14 protein-coding genes are annotated in these 17,218 nt (G+C 38.1%); all 14 read left to right on the top strand.

The features are described from left to right. The first annotated feature begins 30 nt into the window (after positions 1 to 30). The 14 genes from AC6F34_RS12035 (at position 31) to AC6F34_RS11970 (ending at position 17,216) form a co-directional block, all read left to right on the top strand. Positions 31 to 336, top strand: a complete 306-nt coding sequence (locus tag AC6F34_RS12035) for a YerC/YecD family TrpR-related protein (protein WP_500772391.1) — start codon at positions 31 to 33, stop codon at positions 334 to 336. Positions 337 to 676: 340 nt separating this feature from the next. Next, positions 677 to 1,375 carry a heptaprenylglyceryl phosphate synthase gene (gene pcrB / locus AC6F34_RS12030; RefSeq protein ID WP_500772389.1) on the top strand — a complete coding sequence of 233 codons (699 nt, stop codon included), beginning with the start codon at positions 677 to 679 and terminating at the stop codon, positions 1,373 to 1,375. 60 nt (positions 1,376 to 1,435) lie between these two features. Then, the gene (gene pcrA / locus AC6F34_RS12025; protein ID WP_500772387.1) at positions 1,436 to 3,646 is read left to right on the top strand and encodes a DNA helicase PcrA; all 2,211 of its coding nucleotides are present in this window, start codon (positions 1,436 to 1,438) and stop codon (positions 3,644 to 3,646) included. Between the two features lie 20 nt (positions 3,647 to 3,666). Beyond that, positions 3,667 to 5,676 carry an NAD-dependent DNA ligase LigA gene (ligA, locus tag AC6F34_RS12020; protein WP_500772385.1) on the top strand — a complete coding sequence of 670 codons (2,010 nt, stop codon included), beginning with the start codon at positions 3,667 to 3,669 and terminating at the stop codon, positions 5,674 to 5,676. 13 nt (positions 5,677 to 5,689) lie between these two features. Then, positions 5,690 to 6,859 carry a CamS family sex pheromone protein gene (locus AC6F34_RS12015; protein ID WP_500772383.1) on the top strand — a complete coding sequence of 390 codons (1,170 nt, stop codon included), beginning with the start codon at positions 5,690 to 5,692 and terminating at the stop codon, positions 6,857 to 6,859. A 169-nt stretch (positions 6,860 to 7,028) separates the two neighbouring features. Beyond that, complete coding sequence (pruA, locus tag AC6F34_RS12010) at positions 7,029 to 8,576, top strand: L-glutamate gamma-semialdehyde dehydrogenase (protein WP_500772381.1); 1,548 nt, start codon at positions 7,029 to 7,031, stop codon at positions 8,574 to 8,576. A 400-nt stretch (positions 8,577 to 8,976) separates the two neighbouring features. Beyond that, positions 8,977 to 10,260 (top strand): isocitrate lyase, encoded by a 1,284-nt coding sequence (gene aceA, locus AC6F34_RS12005; protein ID WP_500772379.1) that lies wholly within the window; start codon positions 8,977 to 8,979, stop codon positions 10,258 to 10,260. A 197-nt stretch (positions 10,261 to 10,457) separates the two neighbouring features. Beyond that, on the top strand, positions 10,458 to 10,892 hold the full coding sequence (locus AC6F34_RS12000) for a YueI family protein (protein ID WP_500772378.1): 435 nt from the start codon (positions 10,458 to 10,460) through the stop codon (positions 10,890 to 10,892). A 241-nt stretch (positions 10,893 to 11,133) separates the two neighbouring features. Next, positions 11,134 to 11,424, top strand: a complete 291-nt coding sequence (gene gatC, locus AC6F34_RS11995) for an Asp-tRNA(Asn)/Glu-tRNA(Gln) amidotransferase subunit GatC (protein ID WP_500772376.1) — start codon at positions 11,134 to 11,136, stop codon at positions 11,422 to 11,424. Positions 11,425 to 11,438: 14 nt separating this feature from the next. After that, positions 11,439 to 12,899 carry an Asp-tRNA(Asn)/Glu-tRNA(Gln) amidotransferase subunit GatA gene (gene gatA, locus AC6F34_RS11990; RefSeq protein ID WP_500772374.1) on the top strand — a complete coding sequence of 487 codons (1,461 nt, stop codon included), beginning with the start codon at positions 11,439 to 11,441 and terminating at the stop codon, positions 12,897 to 12,899. Between the two features lie 12 nt (positions 12,900 to 12,911). After that, on the top strand, positions 12,912 to 14,339 hold the full coding sequence (gene gatB / locus AC6F34_RS11985; protein ID WP_500772372.1) for an Asp-tRNA(Asn)/Glu-tRNA(Gln) amidotransferase subunit GatB: 1,428 nt from the start codon (positions 12,912 to 12,914) through the stop codon (positions 14,337 to 14,339). A gap of 172 nt (positions 14,340 to 14,511) precedes the next feature. Further along, the gene (locus AC6F34_RS11980) at positions 14,512 to 15,540 is read left to right on the top strand and encodes a LytTR family transcriptional regulator DNA-binding domain-containing protein (protein ID WP_500772370.1); all 1,029 of its coding nucleotides are present in this window, start codon (positions 14,512 to 14,514) and stop codon (positions 15,538 to 15,540) included. A gap of 123 nt (positions 15,541 to 15,663) precedes the next feature. After that, entirely contained in the window at positions 15,664 to 16,512 is an 849-nt protein-coding gene (locus tag AC6F34_RS11975; protein ID WP_500772368.1) for an ABC transporter ATP-binding protein, read from the top strand. Beyond that, positions 16,509 to 17,216 carry an ABC transporter permease gene (locus AC6F34_RS11970; RefSeq protein WP_500772366.1) on the top strand — a complete coding sequence of 236 codons (708 nt, stop codon included), beginning with the start codon at positions 16,509 to 16,511 and terminating at the stop codon, positions 17,214 to 17,216. Before AC6F34_RS11975 ends, AC6F34_RS11970 begins: the two co-directional genes overlap by 4 nt. The last annotated feature ends 2 nt before the right edge of the window (positions 17,217 to 17,218 follow it).

The following is a 17,218-nucleotide window of genomic DNA, read 5'->3' as shown; positions in this document are numbered from 1 at the left end:
CGTATAAAATGAAAAGGGGAAATTAAACCAATGCAAATTAATAAACTTAAAGGAAAAGAGTTAGACCAATTGTTCAATGCAGTTCTCTCTCTTAATGATCTAGAAGAGTGCTATCGATTCTTTGATGATTTATGCACAGTGAATGAAATCCAATCATTAGCTCAACGTCTCGAAGTAGCAAGAATGCTGCGTGAAGGAAAAACGTATCATAAAATTGAAACAGAAACTGGTGCAAGTACTGCGACAATATCAAGAGTGAAGCGTTGTTTGAATTATGGAAACGATGCATATGAAATGGCGTTGGATCGTATTAAAGAAGATAAAGGTGAAGAATAATATAATAAACGGTTCTAGAGATAAAATATCTGGGCTGAGCAGATAGACAAAGTCGATTTCCGACTTTGTCTATCTATTTTTTGAGGCGTTTTTTATAATGTTCAGTAAAAATGAAGGTCCATGATGGTTCATGAGGGGGCTTTTAATGCCGAGCATACAAGTGTGTGTCAACAGTCTCGGAGCTAGAAGTAAATCCTTCTAGGTCTTTTTTTTGCTGTGGAAACTGGAGATTTTAATTGTAGTCTTATGACTTCAGTGAAGGGTGTGGACATCGCTTTAAATCAAGTGGAGGCAAATGCTATAATGATGTAATGGTAAGAGGTGAATGGGAGGATAAAAGATGTATAATATTCACGAGTGGAAGCATGTGTTTAAACTCGATCCAAATAAATATATTTCAGACGAGCATTTAGAGAAAGTATGCGAGTCTGGTACAGACGCGATTATTATAGGTGGAACGGATGGGGTTACCCTAGAAGGTGTGTTGGATTTAATGACGAGGGTCCGTCGTTATACAGTACCATGTGTACTGGAAATCTCAACAATTGAATCAGTTACACCTGGTTTTGACCTTTATTTCATCCCGTCAGTGTTAAATAGCCCCGATAAAAAATGGGTGACAGGTTTGCATCATGAAGCAGTAAAGGAATACGGTGAGATCATGAATTGGGACGAGATTTTCGTTCAAGGATACTGTATTCTAAATGAAGATTGTAAAGCAGCTAAGCTCACTAATGCTGATACAAATTTAACGACTGATGATGTGAGAGCGTATGCAGTGATGGCAGAAAAGATGCTGTCTCTCCCAATTTTCTACCTTGAATATAGCGGGAAATATGGAGATGTACACCTCGTTGGTGAAGTGAAAGAAGCGTTAGAGAATACAGTGCTGTTTTATGGTGGTGGCATCCATTCGGTTGAACAGGCAAAGGAAATGGCAGAGGTGGCAGACGTCATTGTCATCGGCAACGTAATATATGAGAATCTAAAAGAAGCATTAAAAACGGTTGAGATTTTTGAAAGAAAAAGAAGCCGTTGATTAATAAAGAAGAATTGACTATGATTAAAATAAGAACATGCGTTTGGCGGTGAGTGAGACATGCAATATTTAACGGATAAATTATTAAATGGATTAAATAAAGAACAAAAAGAAGCAGTAAAAGCAACGGATGGCCCACTTTTAATCATGGCTGGTGCAGGAAGTGGAAAAACAAGAGTACTTACACATCGTATCGCCTATTTAATGGTGGAAAAGCGTGTTAGCCCATACAATATCTTGGCGATTACCTTCACAAATAAAGCTGCCCGTGAGATGAGAGAGCGTATAACAAGAATGATGGGTGGGGCGGCTGAAAGTATCTGGATTTCTACGTTCCACTCCATGTGTGTCCGCATTTTGCGGAGAGATATTGATCGAATTGGCTATAACCGTAATTTTACGATTTTAGACTCAACAGATCAGCAGTCGGTCATAAAAAATATATTAAAAGAAAAAAATCTTGATCCGAAAAAATTTGATCCGAGAGCTCTGTTAGGGATGATTAGTTCTGCAAAAAATGAGCTAATTGAGCCGGAAAAATACGAGCAATTAGCGGGTGACTATTTTCAGCAAGTGGCTAGTGATGTTTATAAGGAATATCAAAAACGGCTACGTAAAAACCAAGCGTTGGATTTTGATGACTTAATTATGATCACAATCCAATTGTTTCAAAAAGTACCGGAAGTTTTAGAATACTATCAAAAAAAGTTTCAATACATTCACGTGGATGAATACCAGGATACGAACCGTGCGCAATACATGCTTGTTAAGCTTCTAGCAGACCGTTTAAAGAATATTTGCGTGGTTGGAGATTCGGATCAGTCGATTTACAAATGGAGAGGTGCGGATATTGGCAATATCCTTTCATTTGAAAAAGACTATACTAATGCCAGAGTGATATTGCTTGAACAAAACTATCGTTCAACGAAAACGATTTTAGAAGCAGCAAATGATGTGATTGCCAACAACTCGAATCGTAAAAAGAAAAATCTATGGACTGACAATGATGCAGGGCAAAAAATTCATTATTACCGTGCAGATCGCGAACAAACAGAAGCTCAATTTGTCGTGAGTAAAATGAAAGAATTGAAACAGCAAGGAAATCGAAAGTATGCTGATTTTGCGATACTTTATCGAACAAATGCACAGTCCCGTGTAATGGAGGAAGTATTGTTAAAATCGAATATTGAATACTCCATTGTCGGGGGAATTAAGTTCTATGATCGAAAAGAGATTAAAGACTTGCTTGCATATTTAAGACTTGTCGCAAATCCAGATGATGACATTAGCTTACAAAGGGTAATCAATGTTCCAAAACGTGGCATTGGATCTGGTTCTGTTGATAAAATTGCAAATTTCGCAGCCATGCATGATCTTACAATGATGCAGGCACTGGATTCTGCTGAATTAATCGGCTTAAGCCCGAAAATTACAAAAGGTGTAATTGAATTCCGAGATTTAATTAAAAACTATACCATGATGCAAGAATATCTATCTGTTACAGAGCTTGTGGAAGAGATTTTAGATAAATCAGGCTACCGCGAGATGTTGAAGGCAGAAAAATCGATCGAATCACAAAGTCGATTAGAAAATATCGATGAGTTTTTATCTGTAACTCAAAACTTTGAGGATGCTTCTGAGGATAAGTCACTGGTCGCATTTTTAACCGACTTGGCACTAGTCGCTGACATTGATAAGCTTGAGGAAGATGAAGAACAGAAGGATGCTGTTGTGTTAATGACGCTTCACTCTGCAAAAGGACTTGAATTTCCGGTTGTCTTCTTAATTGGAATGGAGGAGGGAGTATTTCCTCATAGTCGCTCTTTATTAGAAGAAGCCGAAATGGAAGAGGAGCGCCGTTTAGCGTACGTAGGAATTACTCGTGCGGAAGAACAACTCTTTATTACGAATGCGCAAATGCGTACTTTATTTGGTCGTACGAATATGAATCTTCCATCGAGATTTATAAAGGAAATTCCGTCCCATTTAGTTGAAGGCTTGGCTGATGAAACAACAACGGCTAGCAGATTATCTTCTCCATCTCCTCGTCAACCTATGCGACAAGCAGTCGTTCGGCCGAAGGCTACAACAAGTGGCGCTGATGGGGTCTCTTGGCAGGTAGGTGACAAGGCAGTTCATGGAAAATGGGGTGTTGGAACGGTTGTCAGTGTGAAGGGTGAAGCGGACAATACAGAGCTAGATATCGCATTCCCTAAGCCGGTAGGTATTAAAAGATTATTAGCGAAGTTTGCACCTATTCAAAAAGGATGACCCATTTGAAGGTGGAAAGGATGACGTTTGTGGAAGAAGTAGCAAAGAAAGTGAAAGAACTTCATAATCTTTTAAATCAATATGGATATGAATACTATGTACTTGATCAGCCATCAGTTCCTGATGCGGAATATGATCGTCTATTAAGAGACCTGTTTGAATTAGAGCAACAATACCCTGAGTATAAAACAGCAGATTCGCCAACACAGCGTGTAGGCGGAGACATACTTGATATGTTTGAAAAAATCCAACATACTTCTCCAATGTTAAGTTTGGGAAATGCTTTTAATGAACAGGACTTAAGAGACTTTGATCGTCGAGTACGCCAAGCAGTTGGCGATTCAATTTCATATGTATGTGAACTGAAAATAGATGGATTAGCTGTATCGCTACGATATGAAAATGGACTTTTATCAATAGGGGCTACTCGTGGAGATGGAACGGTTGGAGAAAATATTACAGCGAACTTAAAAACAGTTCGTTCCGTCCCATTAAAGCTCCCTGAAGAAGTTTCAATCGAAGTGCGCGGGGAAGCGTTCATGCCAAGAAAATCCTTTATGGCATTAAATGAATTGAAGGAAGAAAAAGGGGAGGAGCCATTTGCTAATCCAAGAAATGCAGCAGCAGGTTCACTTCGTCAGCTAGATCCAAAAATTGCAGCTACAAGGAATTTAGATGTATTTATATATTCAATGGCAAACCCAAGTGGACTAGGCATCACTGCGCATAGTGAGGGACTAGATTATCTTGAAAAGCTCAATTTTAAAACAAATAAAGAACGTGAAAAATGTGCAAACATAGAAGAAGTTATAGCGTATATTGAGAAATGGACAGGAACGCGCCCGAATCTTCCATATGACATCGATGGTATTGTCATTAAAGTTGATTCATTTGATCAACAAGAAGAGATGGGTTACACTGCGAAAAGCCCAAGGTGGGCGATCGCCTATAAATTCCCTGCTGAAGAAGTTGTGACGTTATTAAAGGATATTGAATTAAGTATTGGCAGAACAGGTGTTGTAACACCAACAGCTATCTTAGAGCCTGTTCGTGTCGCTGGTACGACTGTACAACGTGCGTCACTGCATAATGAAGATTTAATTCGTGAGAAAGATATTAAGCTGAATGATCATGTGGTGATTAAAAAAGCAGGCGATATTATCCCGGAGGTCGTCAATGTTTTAGTTGAAAGGCGTACTGGTGAAGAAATTGACTTTGTTATGCCGACGCATTGTCCTGAATGTGAAAGTGAATTGGTACGTTTGGAGGAGGAAGTGGCTCTTCGTTGTATCAATCCGAAATGCCCAGCTCAAATTCGTGAAGGATTGATTCATTTCGTTTCAAGAAATGCAATGAACATTGACGGTCTAGGTGAAAAGGTTATAAGCCAATTATTTACTGAGCGATTAATTGAAGATGTAGCAGATCTATATAAGCTTACATACGATCAATTGATTCAATTGGAGCGCATGGGGGAAAAATCTGTTCAAAATCTTTTAAAAGCAATAGAACAATCAAAAAGCAACTCTCTAGAGAAGCTCCTATTTGGGTTAGGGATTCGTCATGTCGGAGCAAAGGCAGCTAAAACGTTAGCACAAGAATTTGAATCAATCGAGAGGCTTTCAATGGCAACTCGAGATGAACTAACAGCAATTAATGAAATCGGAGAAAAAATGGCAGATTCAGTTGCGACCTTCTTTGAACAAGACGAAGCAAAAGAATTGATTGCAGAATTTATCGAGCTTGGGGTAAATATGCAATATACAGGTCCCAAAAAGGTAGTTGCGAGTGAAGTTGATTCAGTTTTTGCAAATAAGACGATTGTACTAACTGGCAAGCTCACAGTCCTTTCTAGAAATGAAGCAAAAGAGAAGATCGAAGCACTTGGTGGAAAGGTTTCTGGAAGTGTGAGCAAAAAAACAGACTTAGTCATTGCCGGGGAAGATGCGGGTTCAAAGCTGGCAAAGGCAGAAGAACTCGGTATCACAGTTTGGAATGAAGTACAGCTTGTAGAAGAATTATCAAAATAAGGAGTGGATAGCATTGAAAAAAGCGATACTCCTGTCCGTTATATTCCTGTTGATCCTTAGTGGATGTGTGCCGAATTTTAACAAACAGGAAGAGATTGTTCAGGAGAGTGAAGATTCATCAGAAACGGTAATCATTCCGAACTTTAAAATATCGGATAACTATTATAAAACGCTACTTCCATTTGAGCCTAGTGAAGCGAGAGGATTGGTTGTCAATAATGCAAATAATCGCTATGACCTTCATGAATTCGAAACCGGCTTAATGAGGATGGCACAAAATCAATTTAATACAGACGATTACTTCTTTCAGGAAGGAAAGTTTTTAAATCGAAACACAGTTCGATCTTGGCTTAACCGTAAGTATACAGAAGCACAACTGGAAGAACGAGACATGACAGAGGATCAGAATTTAGGATTAAATCCAGTAGATGACGGTCAAGGAGATATCGAAGAGCGGAACGAAAACAATCCACTCTATTTGGCACATATTTTAGAGCATAATTATCATGTAAAAACAGACGATAATACGGTTCGACTAGGTGGAGTGGTGATTGGTCTTGCAATGAATTCCATACACTATTATCAAAAAGAAGCATATGGAGCAAACTATGAGGTGAACATTTCTCGTGCTGAATTAGAGGAAGAAGGAAGAAAGATGGCAGAAGTTATCCTAAGTCGTTTGCGTGAAATGGACGAGTTAAGAGAAGTGCCAATAACGATTGCTTTATTCGAGCAAAAAAGCAAATCTTCTGTTGTTCCTGGGAACTTTTTCAGTTATGCTCATGCTGCAAATGGAAGCAATAATTTAGGGAATTGGCAATCAGTAGATGAGAAATATGTTTTGTTCCCTTCATCTGAAGCTGAGAGCAATCATAGAGATGATGCAACAGCATTTAAAAACTTTAAGCATGATGTTGAAACATATTTTCCAAACTTTAACGGAGTCATTGGTACTGGCTTCTATAATGGCGATCAACTCCAGGAAATCTCCATTAATATCCCGATCCAATTTTATGGAAAAGCTGAGGCTGTTGGATTCACTCAATATACGGCGAGTCTGCTTATGAATTATTTTCCAGATTATATTGCGGTAGAAGTGAGTATAACATCAGTAAATGGACCTGAATCACTGATTGTTCGAAAATCTGGAGAGCACGAGCCGTTCGTTCATATCTATCATTAATAAAAATGATAAGTAGATTTCATTGAAGTTTTTTCAATAATCATGTTAGAATAAACGATGATAATAGTATAGAACAGCTTCCTTTTTTGATAAGTACAAATTGTATGAAAATTCAATTATACTTATAAAAATAAGGGTTTGCTAAATGAATACACAGGAGGCGTATAATATGGTACAACCGTACAAACATGAGCCGTTTATGGATTTCTCAATTGAGAAAAATAGTGAAGACTACAAAAAAGGATTAGAAACAGTTAAAGGTTACCTTGGACAAGACTATGGTTTAGTTATCAATGGTGAGCGCGTAACAACTGATGATAAAATTGTATCATATAACCCAGCTAACAAAGAGGAAGTAATTGGTCGTGTATCAAAAGCTGACCGTGACTTAGCAGAAAAAGCAATGCAAAGTGCTGTAGAAGCATTTAAAACATGGAAAAAAGTAAAGCCTGAAACTCGTGCAGATGTATTATTCAAAGCAGCTGCGATCATCCGTCGCCGCAAATATGAGTTCTCTGCATTATTAACAAAAGAAGCAGGTAAGCCTTGGAGAGAAGCAGATGCAGATACTGCTGAAGCAATCGACTTCCTTGAGTTCTATGCACGTCAAATGCTAGCAATCAAAGATGGTATGCCAGTAAACAGCCGTCCTAACGAGTACAACCGTTATGATTACATCCCATTAGGTGTTGGAATCATCATTTCTCCATGGAACTTCCCATTTGCAATCATGGCTGGTACAACTGTAGCAGCAATTGTAACTGGTAATACAGTTCTATTAAAGCCAGCTTCAACAACTCCAATTGTTGCAGCGAAATTTGTTGAAGTAATGGAAGAAGCAGGTTTACCTAAAGGCGTATTAAACTTTGTTCCTGGTAGCGGAGCTGAAGTTGGCGATTACTTGGTAGACCATAAAGATACACGCTTCATCTCATTTACAGGTTCTCGTGATGTAGGACTACGTATTTATGAGCGCGCTTCTAAGTTAAATGAAGGACAGATTTGGTTAAAACGTGTAATCGCTGAAATGGGCGGTAAAGATACAATCGTTGTTGATAAAGAAGCAGATTTAGAGTTAGCTGCACAATCAATCGTAGCTTCAGCGTTCGGTTTCTCAGGTCAAAAATGTTCTGCATGTTCACGTGCAGTAATCGTAGAAGACGTTTACGATCAAGTATTAAACCGTGCAGTTGAATTAACAAACGAATTAACAATCGGTGATCCAGAAGATTACAGCAACTACATGGCAACTGTAATTGATCAAAGCGCGTTCAATAAAATTATGAGCTACATCGAAATTGGTAAAAATGAAGGTAAATTAATGACTGGTGGAGAAGGAGACGACTCTAAAGGTTACTTCATTAAACCAACAATCTTTGCTGATGTTGCTCCTGAAGCAAGAATCATGAAAGAAGAAATCTTCGGACCAGTTGTTGCATTCACAAAAGCAAAAGATTTTGATCATGCAATTGATATTGCGAACGACACAGAGTATGGATTAACAGGTGCTGTTATTACAAACAACCGCGAGCACATCCAAAAAGCGCGTGAAGATTTCCATGTTGGAAACCTATACTTCAACCGCGGATGTACTGGTGCAATCGTTGGATACCAACCATTTGGCGGATTCAACATGTCTGGTACAGACTCAAAAGCTGGTGGCCCAGACTACCTATTGCTTCATATGCAAGCTAAAACAACATCAGAAATGTACTAAGATAAAAATGAAACAGCCCAGGAACAATCATTCCGGGCTGTTTTTTTGTTATGCGGATGTAAATGGACTTGTTTCAAGATTCGATCATGAAGACAGCTTCTTGCAAGATAAAATCAGATTTGTGCTAGATAAAATTAAACTTATGCTAGATTAAACTCGATTCTTGCTAGATAAAATAAAATACTTGCTAGATAAAACAAACTTTGCACAAAATCTTATCACTACAAACAATAAACTCTCTTACATAAGCCTTTCTCTTTCTGCCACCATTCTCTGTACTATAACAATTTAAAAATTTTCAAACTTTTATAAAAAATATGTTCACTTTCTGGAAAATCTGTTATATAATACATTACATGTAAATTATAATTGTTTTATAACAAAAGGGAGGAATACGAAAATGTCTACTGAAAGAGTGAAGCAGTTAATTCAAAGCTGGAGTATGGATTCACGCTGGGATGGTATTGAGCGCCCATACACTGCGGAAGAGGTTATCCAATTACGAGGATCGATTGATATTGAGCATACACTAGCACGTAGAGGTGCAGAGAAGCTTTGGAAATTAGTGAATGAAGAGAATTTTGTCAATGCATTAGGTGCATTAACTGGTAATCAAGCAGTTCAGCAAGTAAAAGCAGGCTTAAAGGCCATATACTTAAGCGGCTGGCAAGTAGCAGCTGACGCAAATCTTTCAGGACATATGTATCCAGATCAAAGTTTATATCCAGCAAACAGCGTTCCTAGTGTTGTTAAGAGAATCAATCAGGCACTTCAACGTGCAGATCAAATTCATTTCATGGAAGGTGATGAGTCAACAGATTGGTTTGCTCCTATTGTAGCGGATGCGGAAGCGGGATTTGGCGGACAGTTAAATGTGTTTGAATTAATGAAAGGAATGATTGAGTCGGGTGCTGCAGGTGTACACTTTGAGGACCAGCTTTCGTCAGAAAAGAAATGTGGTCACTTAGGTGGTAAAGTTCTTTTGCCAACGCAAACAGCTGTAAAGAATTTAATTTCAGCGCGTCTTGCTGCGGATGTGCTTGGTGTACCAACATTGATCATTGCAAGAACGGATGCCAATGCAGCTGATCTGATTACAAGTGATATTGATCCTTATGATGCTCAATTTATTACTGGGGAAAGAACTGCTGAAGGATTTTACCGTACAAAAGACGGCTTAGACCAAGCCATTGCACGCGGTTTAGCTTATGCACCTTATGCGGATCTTGTCTGGTGTGAAACATCAGAGCCAAACTTAGAAGAAGCTCGTCTATTTGCAGAGGCAATCCATGAAAAATACCCTGGAAAATTATTAGCATACAATTGCTCTCCTTCTTTTAACTGGAAGAAGAAGTTAGATGATGAAACGATTGCAAAGTTCCAAATTGAGTTAGGGAAAATGGGTTATAAGTTCCAATTCGTTACACTTGCAGGGTTCCATTCCCTTAACCATAGTATGTTTGAGCTAGCTCGTGGCTATAAGGACCGCGGAATGGCTGCTTACTCCGAACTGCAAGAAGCGGAGTTTGCAAGTGAGAAGGACGGCTATACAGCAACACGTCACCAACGCGAAGTAGGTACTGGTTACTTTGATCAAGTATCGATGACAATTACTGGTGGCCAATCGTCAACAACAGCTTTAAAGGGTTCAACAGAGGAAGAACAATTTACTTCTTCTAAGTAATACTAGTAACACTCACCTTGTTTGACAATTGCAAGACATTCTCCTATTTATACCTCTCTTCGTCATAGAAGAGAGGATTTTTTTTGCCATTTATACGATAATAAGGGTATGTGTATGAATTCACTTTTTCGGGAAAAAAACATACATAATAAAGAGAACTTCTTAATCAAAGAGTTGATTAGTGGAAGGTGATGAACATGTCAGAAAAAGTAAACGATTATCTGCAGGTAGGAATGTATGGAGATAAGCAGACAAAGCCTGATGAACGAAGAAGGTTTCTAGGTTCACTTCGCGAGCGAGCAATCATTGCGCTCAAACAGCCCCAAGTGAGAAAAAATTCAATTCTGCTCCCTGTTGAGGAAGCGATGAAAAAGCATCCTAAGGCAAAGTTATTATTAAACGGACATATTACGTACTCGTATTTATCAAAATACATCCAATTAGCGAATAAGTATGGGATTGAATATACGATGGTAACGAACAAGGACTATAATTCAGAAGTTGGGTTGCTTCTTGCTTACGACCACGCAATCGACAAAGAAGAGATTTATGTGAAAGACGTTGAAATTTCAAAGCCAATTAAAAAAACGAAAAAAGGGTTTTTAGCAAAATTGAAAAAGGTATTTAACTAATTTACCAAAGAGAATCACATTATAAACATGGTGATTCTCTTTTCATGAGCAGATAATGGAAACTAAAATCGATGAAGTAATAGCACTTCCTTTATGAAGTAAATAAGGTTTTCTTAGATGAAGGTGCGATCGATTTCTGTACATGGTAAAATAACAAATGTATGCACAGACAGTTATTGCTTTAGTGCGTGAAAGTTTGATATGATCAACTGTATATGGATAGAAAGTAGGGGTACAAGAAATGGCAAATATCTCAATTGAACAAGTAAAGCATGTTGCAAATCTTGCAAGATTAGCAATTTCAGATACCGAGGCAGAAGGATTTAAAAAACAATTAGAAGCAATGATTGATTTTGCAGAACAATTAAATGAACTTAATACAGATAATGTGAAGCCTACTTCTCATGTATTGGAAATCACAAATGTGATGCGTGAAGATGAAGCAGTAGAGGGTCTAACACAAGTAGATGTGCTAAAAAATGCACCAGATCAACAAGACGGATATTTTAAAGTTCCGGCAATTATTGAATAGAGGAGGCGCTTTTCATGCATTTATTCGAACATAAAATGTCAGAATTGCACGGTTTATTACATAAAAGAGAATTGAAGGTTTCAGATTTAATTGAAAGCTCTTTTAATAGAATTAATGAAGTCGATGAAAGTGTACAAGCTTTCTTAACTTTAGATGAAGAAAGAGCAATGGCAAAAGCGAAGGAACTTGACGAGCTATTAACCAAGGGGGATAGCGCAGGAGCGCTGTTTGGCATGCCGATCGGAATTAAGGACAATATTGTTACTAAAGGTTTGCGCACAACAAGTGCAAGTAAAATTCTTGAGAACTTTGATCCAATCTATGATGCAACGGTTATGCATAAGTTAAATCGAGAGCAAGCAATCTCAGTTGGGAAATTGAATATGGACGAGTTTGCGATGGGATCTTCAAATGAAAACTCGGGCTACAAGTCTGTCCGCAATCCATGGGATTTAAATCGCGTACCTGGAGGTTCTTCAGGTGGGTCAGCAGCATCGGTTGCAGCTCGTGAAGTTTTATTTTCATTAGGTTCGGATACGGGTGGCTCAATCCGTCAACCAGCTTCATACTGTGGAGTTGTTGGTTTAAAACCTACATATGGTCGAGTATCTCGCTTTGGTTTAATCGCGTTTGCATCCTCGTTAGATCAAATTGGACCAATTACAAAAACTGTGGAAGACAACGCTTACTTACTAAATGTCATCTCTGGGTTTGATTCAATGGACTCAACTTCAGCAAATGTAGCAGTACCGGATTATACAAAAGCGTTGAATAAGGATATTAAAGGCCTGAAAATTGCTGTACCTAAAGAGTATTTAGGTGAAGGTGTCGATGAAGAGGTATGCAAATCAATTCGTGCTTCTTTAGATGTGTTAGAAAAATTAGGAGCAACTTGGGAAGAGGTTTCACTGCCGCATTCTAAATATGCGCTAGCGACCTACTATTTATTATCATCTTCAGAAGCATCAGCGAACTTAGCTCGATTTGATGGAGTTCGCTACGGCTATCGTACAGATGATTGTCAAAACTTGATGGATGTGTATAAGAAATCACGTGCGGAAGGGTTTGGCGATGAAGTAAAGCGCCGTATTATGCTAGGAACATTTGCGCTTAGCTCTGGTTACTACGATGCGTATTATAAGAAAGCTCAAAAAGTACGTACGCTAATCAAACAAGACTTCGAGAAAATCTTTGAATCATATGATGTCATCGTTGGACCAACAACACCAACACAGGCATTTAAGCTTGGTGAAAATTTAGATGATCCAATGACGATGTATGCAAATGATATCTTAACGATTCCTGTTAACCTCGCGGGTGTGCCTGCTATTTCATTACCATGTGGTTTTTCATCAGAAGGAATGCCGTTAGGTTTGCAAATTATCGGAAAGCATTTTGATGAGAACAAGGTCTATCAAACAGCACATGCTTTTGAACAAGCAACAAATTTCCACGAACAAAAGCCAGGACTGTAAGGGGGAAACACAATGAGTTTCGAAACTGTAATTGGATTAGAAGTCCACGTTGAGTTGAAAACAAATTCTAAAATATTCTCGGCAAGTCCGAATCATTTCGGAGCAGAGCCGAATACAAATACAACCGTTATTGACCTTGGTTATCCAGGTGTTTTGCCGGTACTAAATAAAAAGGCAGTAGAGTTCGGCATGAAAGCTTCACTTGCTCTGAACTGTGAAATTGCTGATGTGACAAAGTTTGATCGTAAAAACTACTTCTATCCTGACAATCCGAAAGCGTACCAAATCTCTCAATTTGATAAGCCGATTGGGGAAAACGGATGGATCGAGATTGAAGTAGACGGATACAAAAAGAAAATTGGAATCACGCGCATTCACCTTGAAGAAGATGCTGGAAAGCTAACACATGGCGATGGCTATTCTTTAGTCGATTACAATCGTCAAGGTACACCTTTAATCGAAATCGTTTCAGAGCCTGATATTCGCACACCAAACGAAGCTTATGCTTATTTAGAAAAATTGAAGTCGATCATTCAATATACGGGCGTCTCTGATTGCAAAATGGAAGAAGGTTCCCTCCGTTGCGATGCTAATATTTCTTTAAGACCAGTCGGTCAGGAAGAGTTCGGGACAAAAACTGAACTGAAGAACTTAAACTCATTTAACTTTGTTCGTAAAGGGCTTGAGTATGAAGAAATTCGTCAAGCGGGAGTGTTACGAGCTGGTGGAGAAATTCAGCAAGAAACACGTCGATTTGATGAATCCACTGGTAAAACACTGTTAATGCGTGTTAAGGAAGGTTCGGATGACTACCGTTATTTCCCAGAGCCGGATTTAGTTGATATTATTATTGATGAAGAGTGGAAAGCTCGAGTGAAATCAGAGATTCCAGAATTGCCTGATGCACGTAAACAACGTTACACGAACGATTATGGCTTGCCGGCATATGATGCAGCAGTATTAACTGTTACGAAAGAAATGGCGGACTTTTTTGAGGAAACCGTAAAGGAAGGCTCTGACCCTAAGCAAGCTTCGAACTGGATTATGGGTGAAGTTTCAGCCTATTTAAATGCTGCACAAAAAGAACTGCAAGATACAGCTTTAACACCAAGTGGCTTAGCAGGCATGATCAAGCTTATTGAAAATGGGACCATTTCTTCGAAGATTGCGAAGACAGTGTTCAAAGAATTAATTGAGAACGGTGGAAGCGCAGAAGCGATTGTCAAAGAAAAAGGCTTAGTGCAGATTTCTGACGAAGGCGCATTGTTGAAAATTGTTTCAGAAGTGTTGGATTCAAACCCACAATCAATTGAAGATTTTAAAAATGGGAAACAAAAAGCAGTTGGCTTCCTTGTTGGTCAAATGATGAAGGCAACGAAGGGACAAGCAAATCCACAATTAGTAAATAAGCTGCTAATGCAGGAAATACAAAAACGTTAAAAAGTTGGTGGACATGTTCCACCAACTTTTTTGGAAATAAAATGGTATTGGACGAGCTTCGACAGATTATTTCCCGGGAAAGAGCATGTAATCTTATATTTAGACAGCTTTTAACATGGAAAAATAAGCTATAATAGGAGAAACTAAACTAATAATAGGGTGATTACATTTCATGGACATATTAATGATTGATCAACTTGAGAAGCATGAGGGAAATAATATCGTTTTTTCACCATTTTCTTTAAGTGTTTCTTCCGGTGAGGTAGTAGGAATTCACGGGAATATGGATATAAGATCAAATCTTATTAAAATGCTTGTAGGTGACAGTTCCATTAGGACGGGTTCACTTACCATTGATGGCGTTCGAATAAATGAATCGAGATGGGATTATTTGCAGAAGCTCTCTCTTTTTGCATTTGATGATGGTGTTTATGACAAGTTAAAGCTAAAGGATTTTGCCGCTTTCTATACTAAGTTATTTGGCGCAAAGCTAGACGTTAATGAGCTTTTACATATGCTTCAGCTTGAACATTTAAAATCTGTAAGGTTGAGTGGACTTTCCTTGTCAGAATTAAGAAGAGTTCAATTTTTGCGGACTGCTCTAAAAGATGCACTTCTTTATGTGTTTGATGAACCGGATCAAAATGTGGACTTGGAAACGAAGAGAGTGTTTTTAAAGCTTGTGCAATTGCTTAAAGGGAATGGGAAAGCTGTTGTCATTCTTACAAGTAATATGGAGAGTGCTTTATCAGTAACATCAAATGTATATAGGCTAGATCGTGAAGGAATTCATGTGCTTGATATTCAAGAAGAGGAAGAATTGGATACAGTTGAAGAGGAAGAAGTGATTGTTCAACCTGTTCGCTTTGAAAAAATTCCTACGAAGGTGAACGATAAGTTGATCTTATTTGATCCACCTGAAATTGATTACATTGAAAGCAGTGAAGGTCAAACGAATATATTTATTAAAGGTGAACAGTATCAAGGAATGTTTACGTTAAATGAATTAGAAAAACGATTAATTCCATATGGGTTTTATCGTTGTCATCGATCATATATTGTTAACTTGCAAAAAGTAAGAGAAGTAGTTACCTGGACAAGAAATAGTTATACACTTGTGTTAAATGATCAGCAGAAATCATCTATTCCATTATCTAAAGCAAAAATGGCCGAATTAAAATCAATGATTGGGCTAAAATAAGCTCCATTCATCCGCTAATAACTCCATTAATGAATCATTCTGCTCCTTTCATCGTAATTATAATGCCTCCTTACAGTTTATTTACTATGATTAAGTCAACAAATGAAACGTAGGAGGATGAAGATGGAAAATGTAATTGAAGTTCGTTCATTAGCAAAATTGTTTTCAAATCAACGTGCATTAGAGGATGTTTCGTTTCACGTAAAGAAGGGTGAAACATTCGGGTTTTTAGGACCGAGTGGATCTGGAAAAACAACAACAATAAAAATTTTAACAGCGCAACTATCACATACTGATGGTGAAGCGTATGTTTTTGGAGCACCAACTAAGGAATTACAAAAGCCTTCCTATAGAAAGCGCATAGGCATTATAACAGATAATAGTGGTTTATATGAAAGATTAACGGTTGAAGATAACTTGAAGCTATATTGTGATCTTTACGATGTTCCGCACAAACGAATTGATGAAGTATTAGAAATGGTCAATATGAAGGGTGATCGTAAGAAAGTTATTTCAAAACTTTCAAGAGGAATGCTGCAGAGGATCACACTAGCGAGAGCGTTTCTCCATAGACCAGAGCTACTATTCCTAGATGAGCCCACATCAGCGCTTGATCCTGTAAACACTAGGCATATTTATGCGGGATTAGAAGAATTGAAGCGAAACGGTACGACAATATTCTTGACGACTCATGATATGAATGAAGCGGAGATACTTTGTGATCGTGTTGCCTTTTTAAACAACGGCAAAATTCAATTAATTGGACCTCCTAGCGAGCTAAGAAAACAATATGCGGATGGGACATTTACAGTCGAACTCATTGATGGAACTGTAGAAACATTAAAAAATGGCGAAGCTGATGCAGATAGAATGTTCCAATTAATGAAGGGAAACAAAGTGGTTTCAGTGAATTCAAATGAACCGACATTAGGCGATATCTTTGTCGAAGTAACAGGGAGGAAGTTATCATGAATTTTTCAATGAGAAGAACAATGGCGATTTTCCAAAAGGACTATAAAGATCTTTCAAAAAATATGTTTATTTTATTCTCAATTGCAACACCGATCATACTGTCTGCAGCGTATAAGTGGATGGGAGTGATAGGTTTAGAGACTCACTTTTTACTATTTAATGTTACGTTTACATTAGTTGCAACGTTTATTCAGGGATGTTTAATTGCCGAAGAAAAAGAAAAGAACACATTGCGTGGCTTGATGCTGTCTCCAGCGAGCACATCTGAAATATTGGTCGGCAAAAGTATACTAAGTTTTGTCTCAACATTAGCAATTTTATTATTAGTTGGTTTTATGAATGACTATTCTTCAGCCAATATCGGCCTAGTCATTATCGCTCTTGTTATCTCAACTATATTTTATCTAGGACTTGGAACATTCTTAGGGTTGTATACAAAGTCTGTCATGGAAGCTTCCGTAATGGTTATGCCAATCTTTATACTTTTTTCATTCGGATCAATGGTACTTGGGTTAGTTGATCAGTATCCAATCTTAAAAGTTGTCGAATACTTTCCAAACAGCCAACTTATTGATTTAGCTGTTGTAGTTGAAGCTGGTGGGGCGCTTGGAGACGTTTGGAGTCATTTGGTCATCATTTCTATATGGGCCTTTGCGACAATGGCACTTGCGTATATGACATTCCGCAAACGAATGATGGATTAATT

The organism is Niallia sp. CD-39 (genome assembly GCF_059874745.1).
Note: the sequence above shows the minus strand (reverse complement) of the source record. Positions and strands in the feature narration are given on the sequence as shown.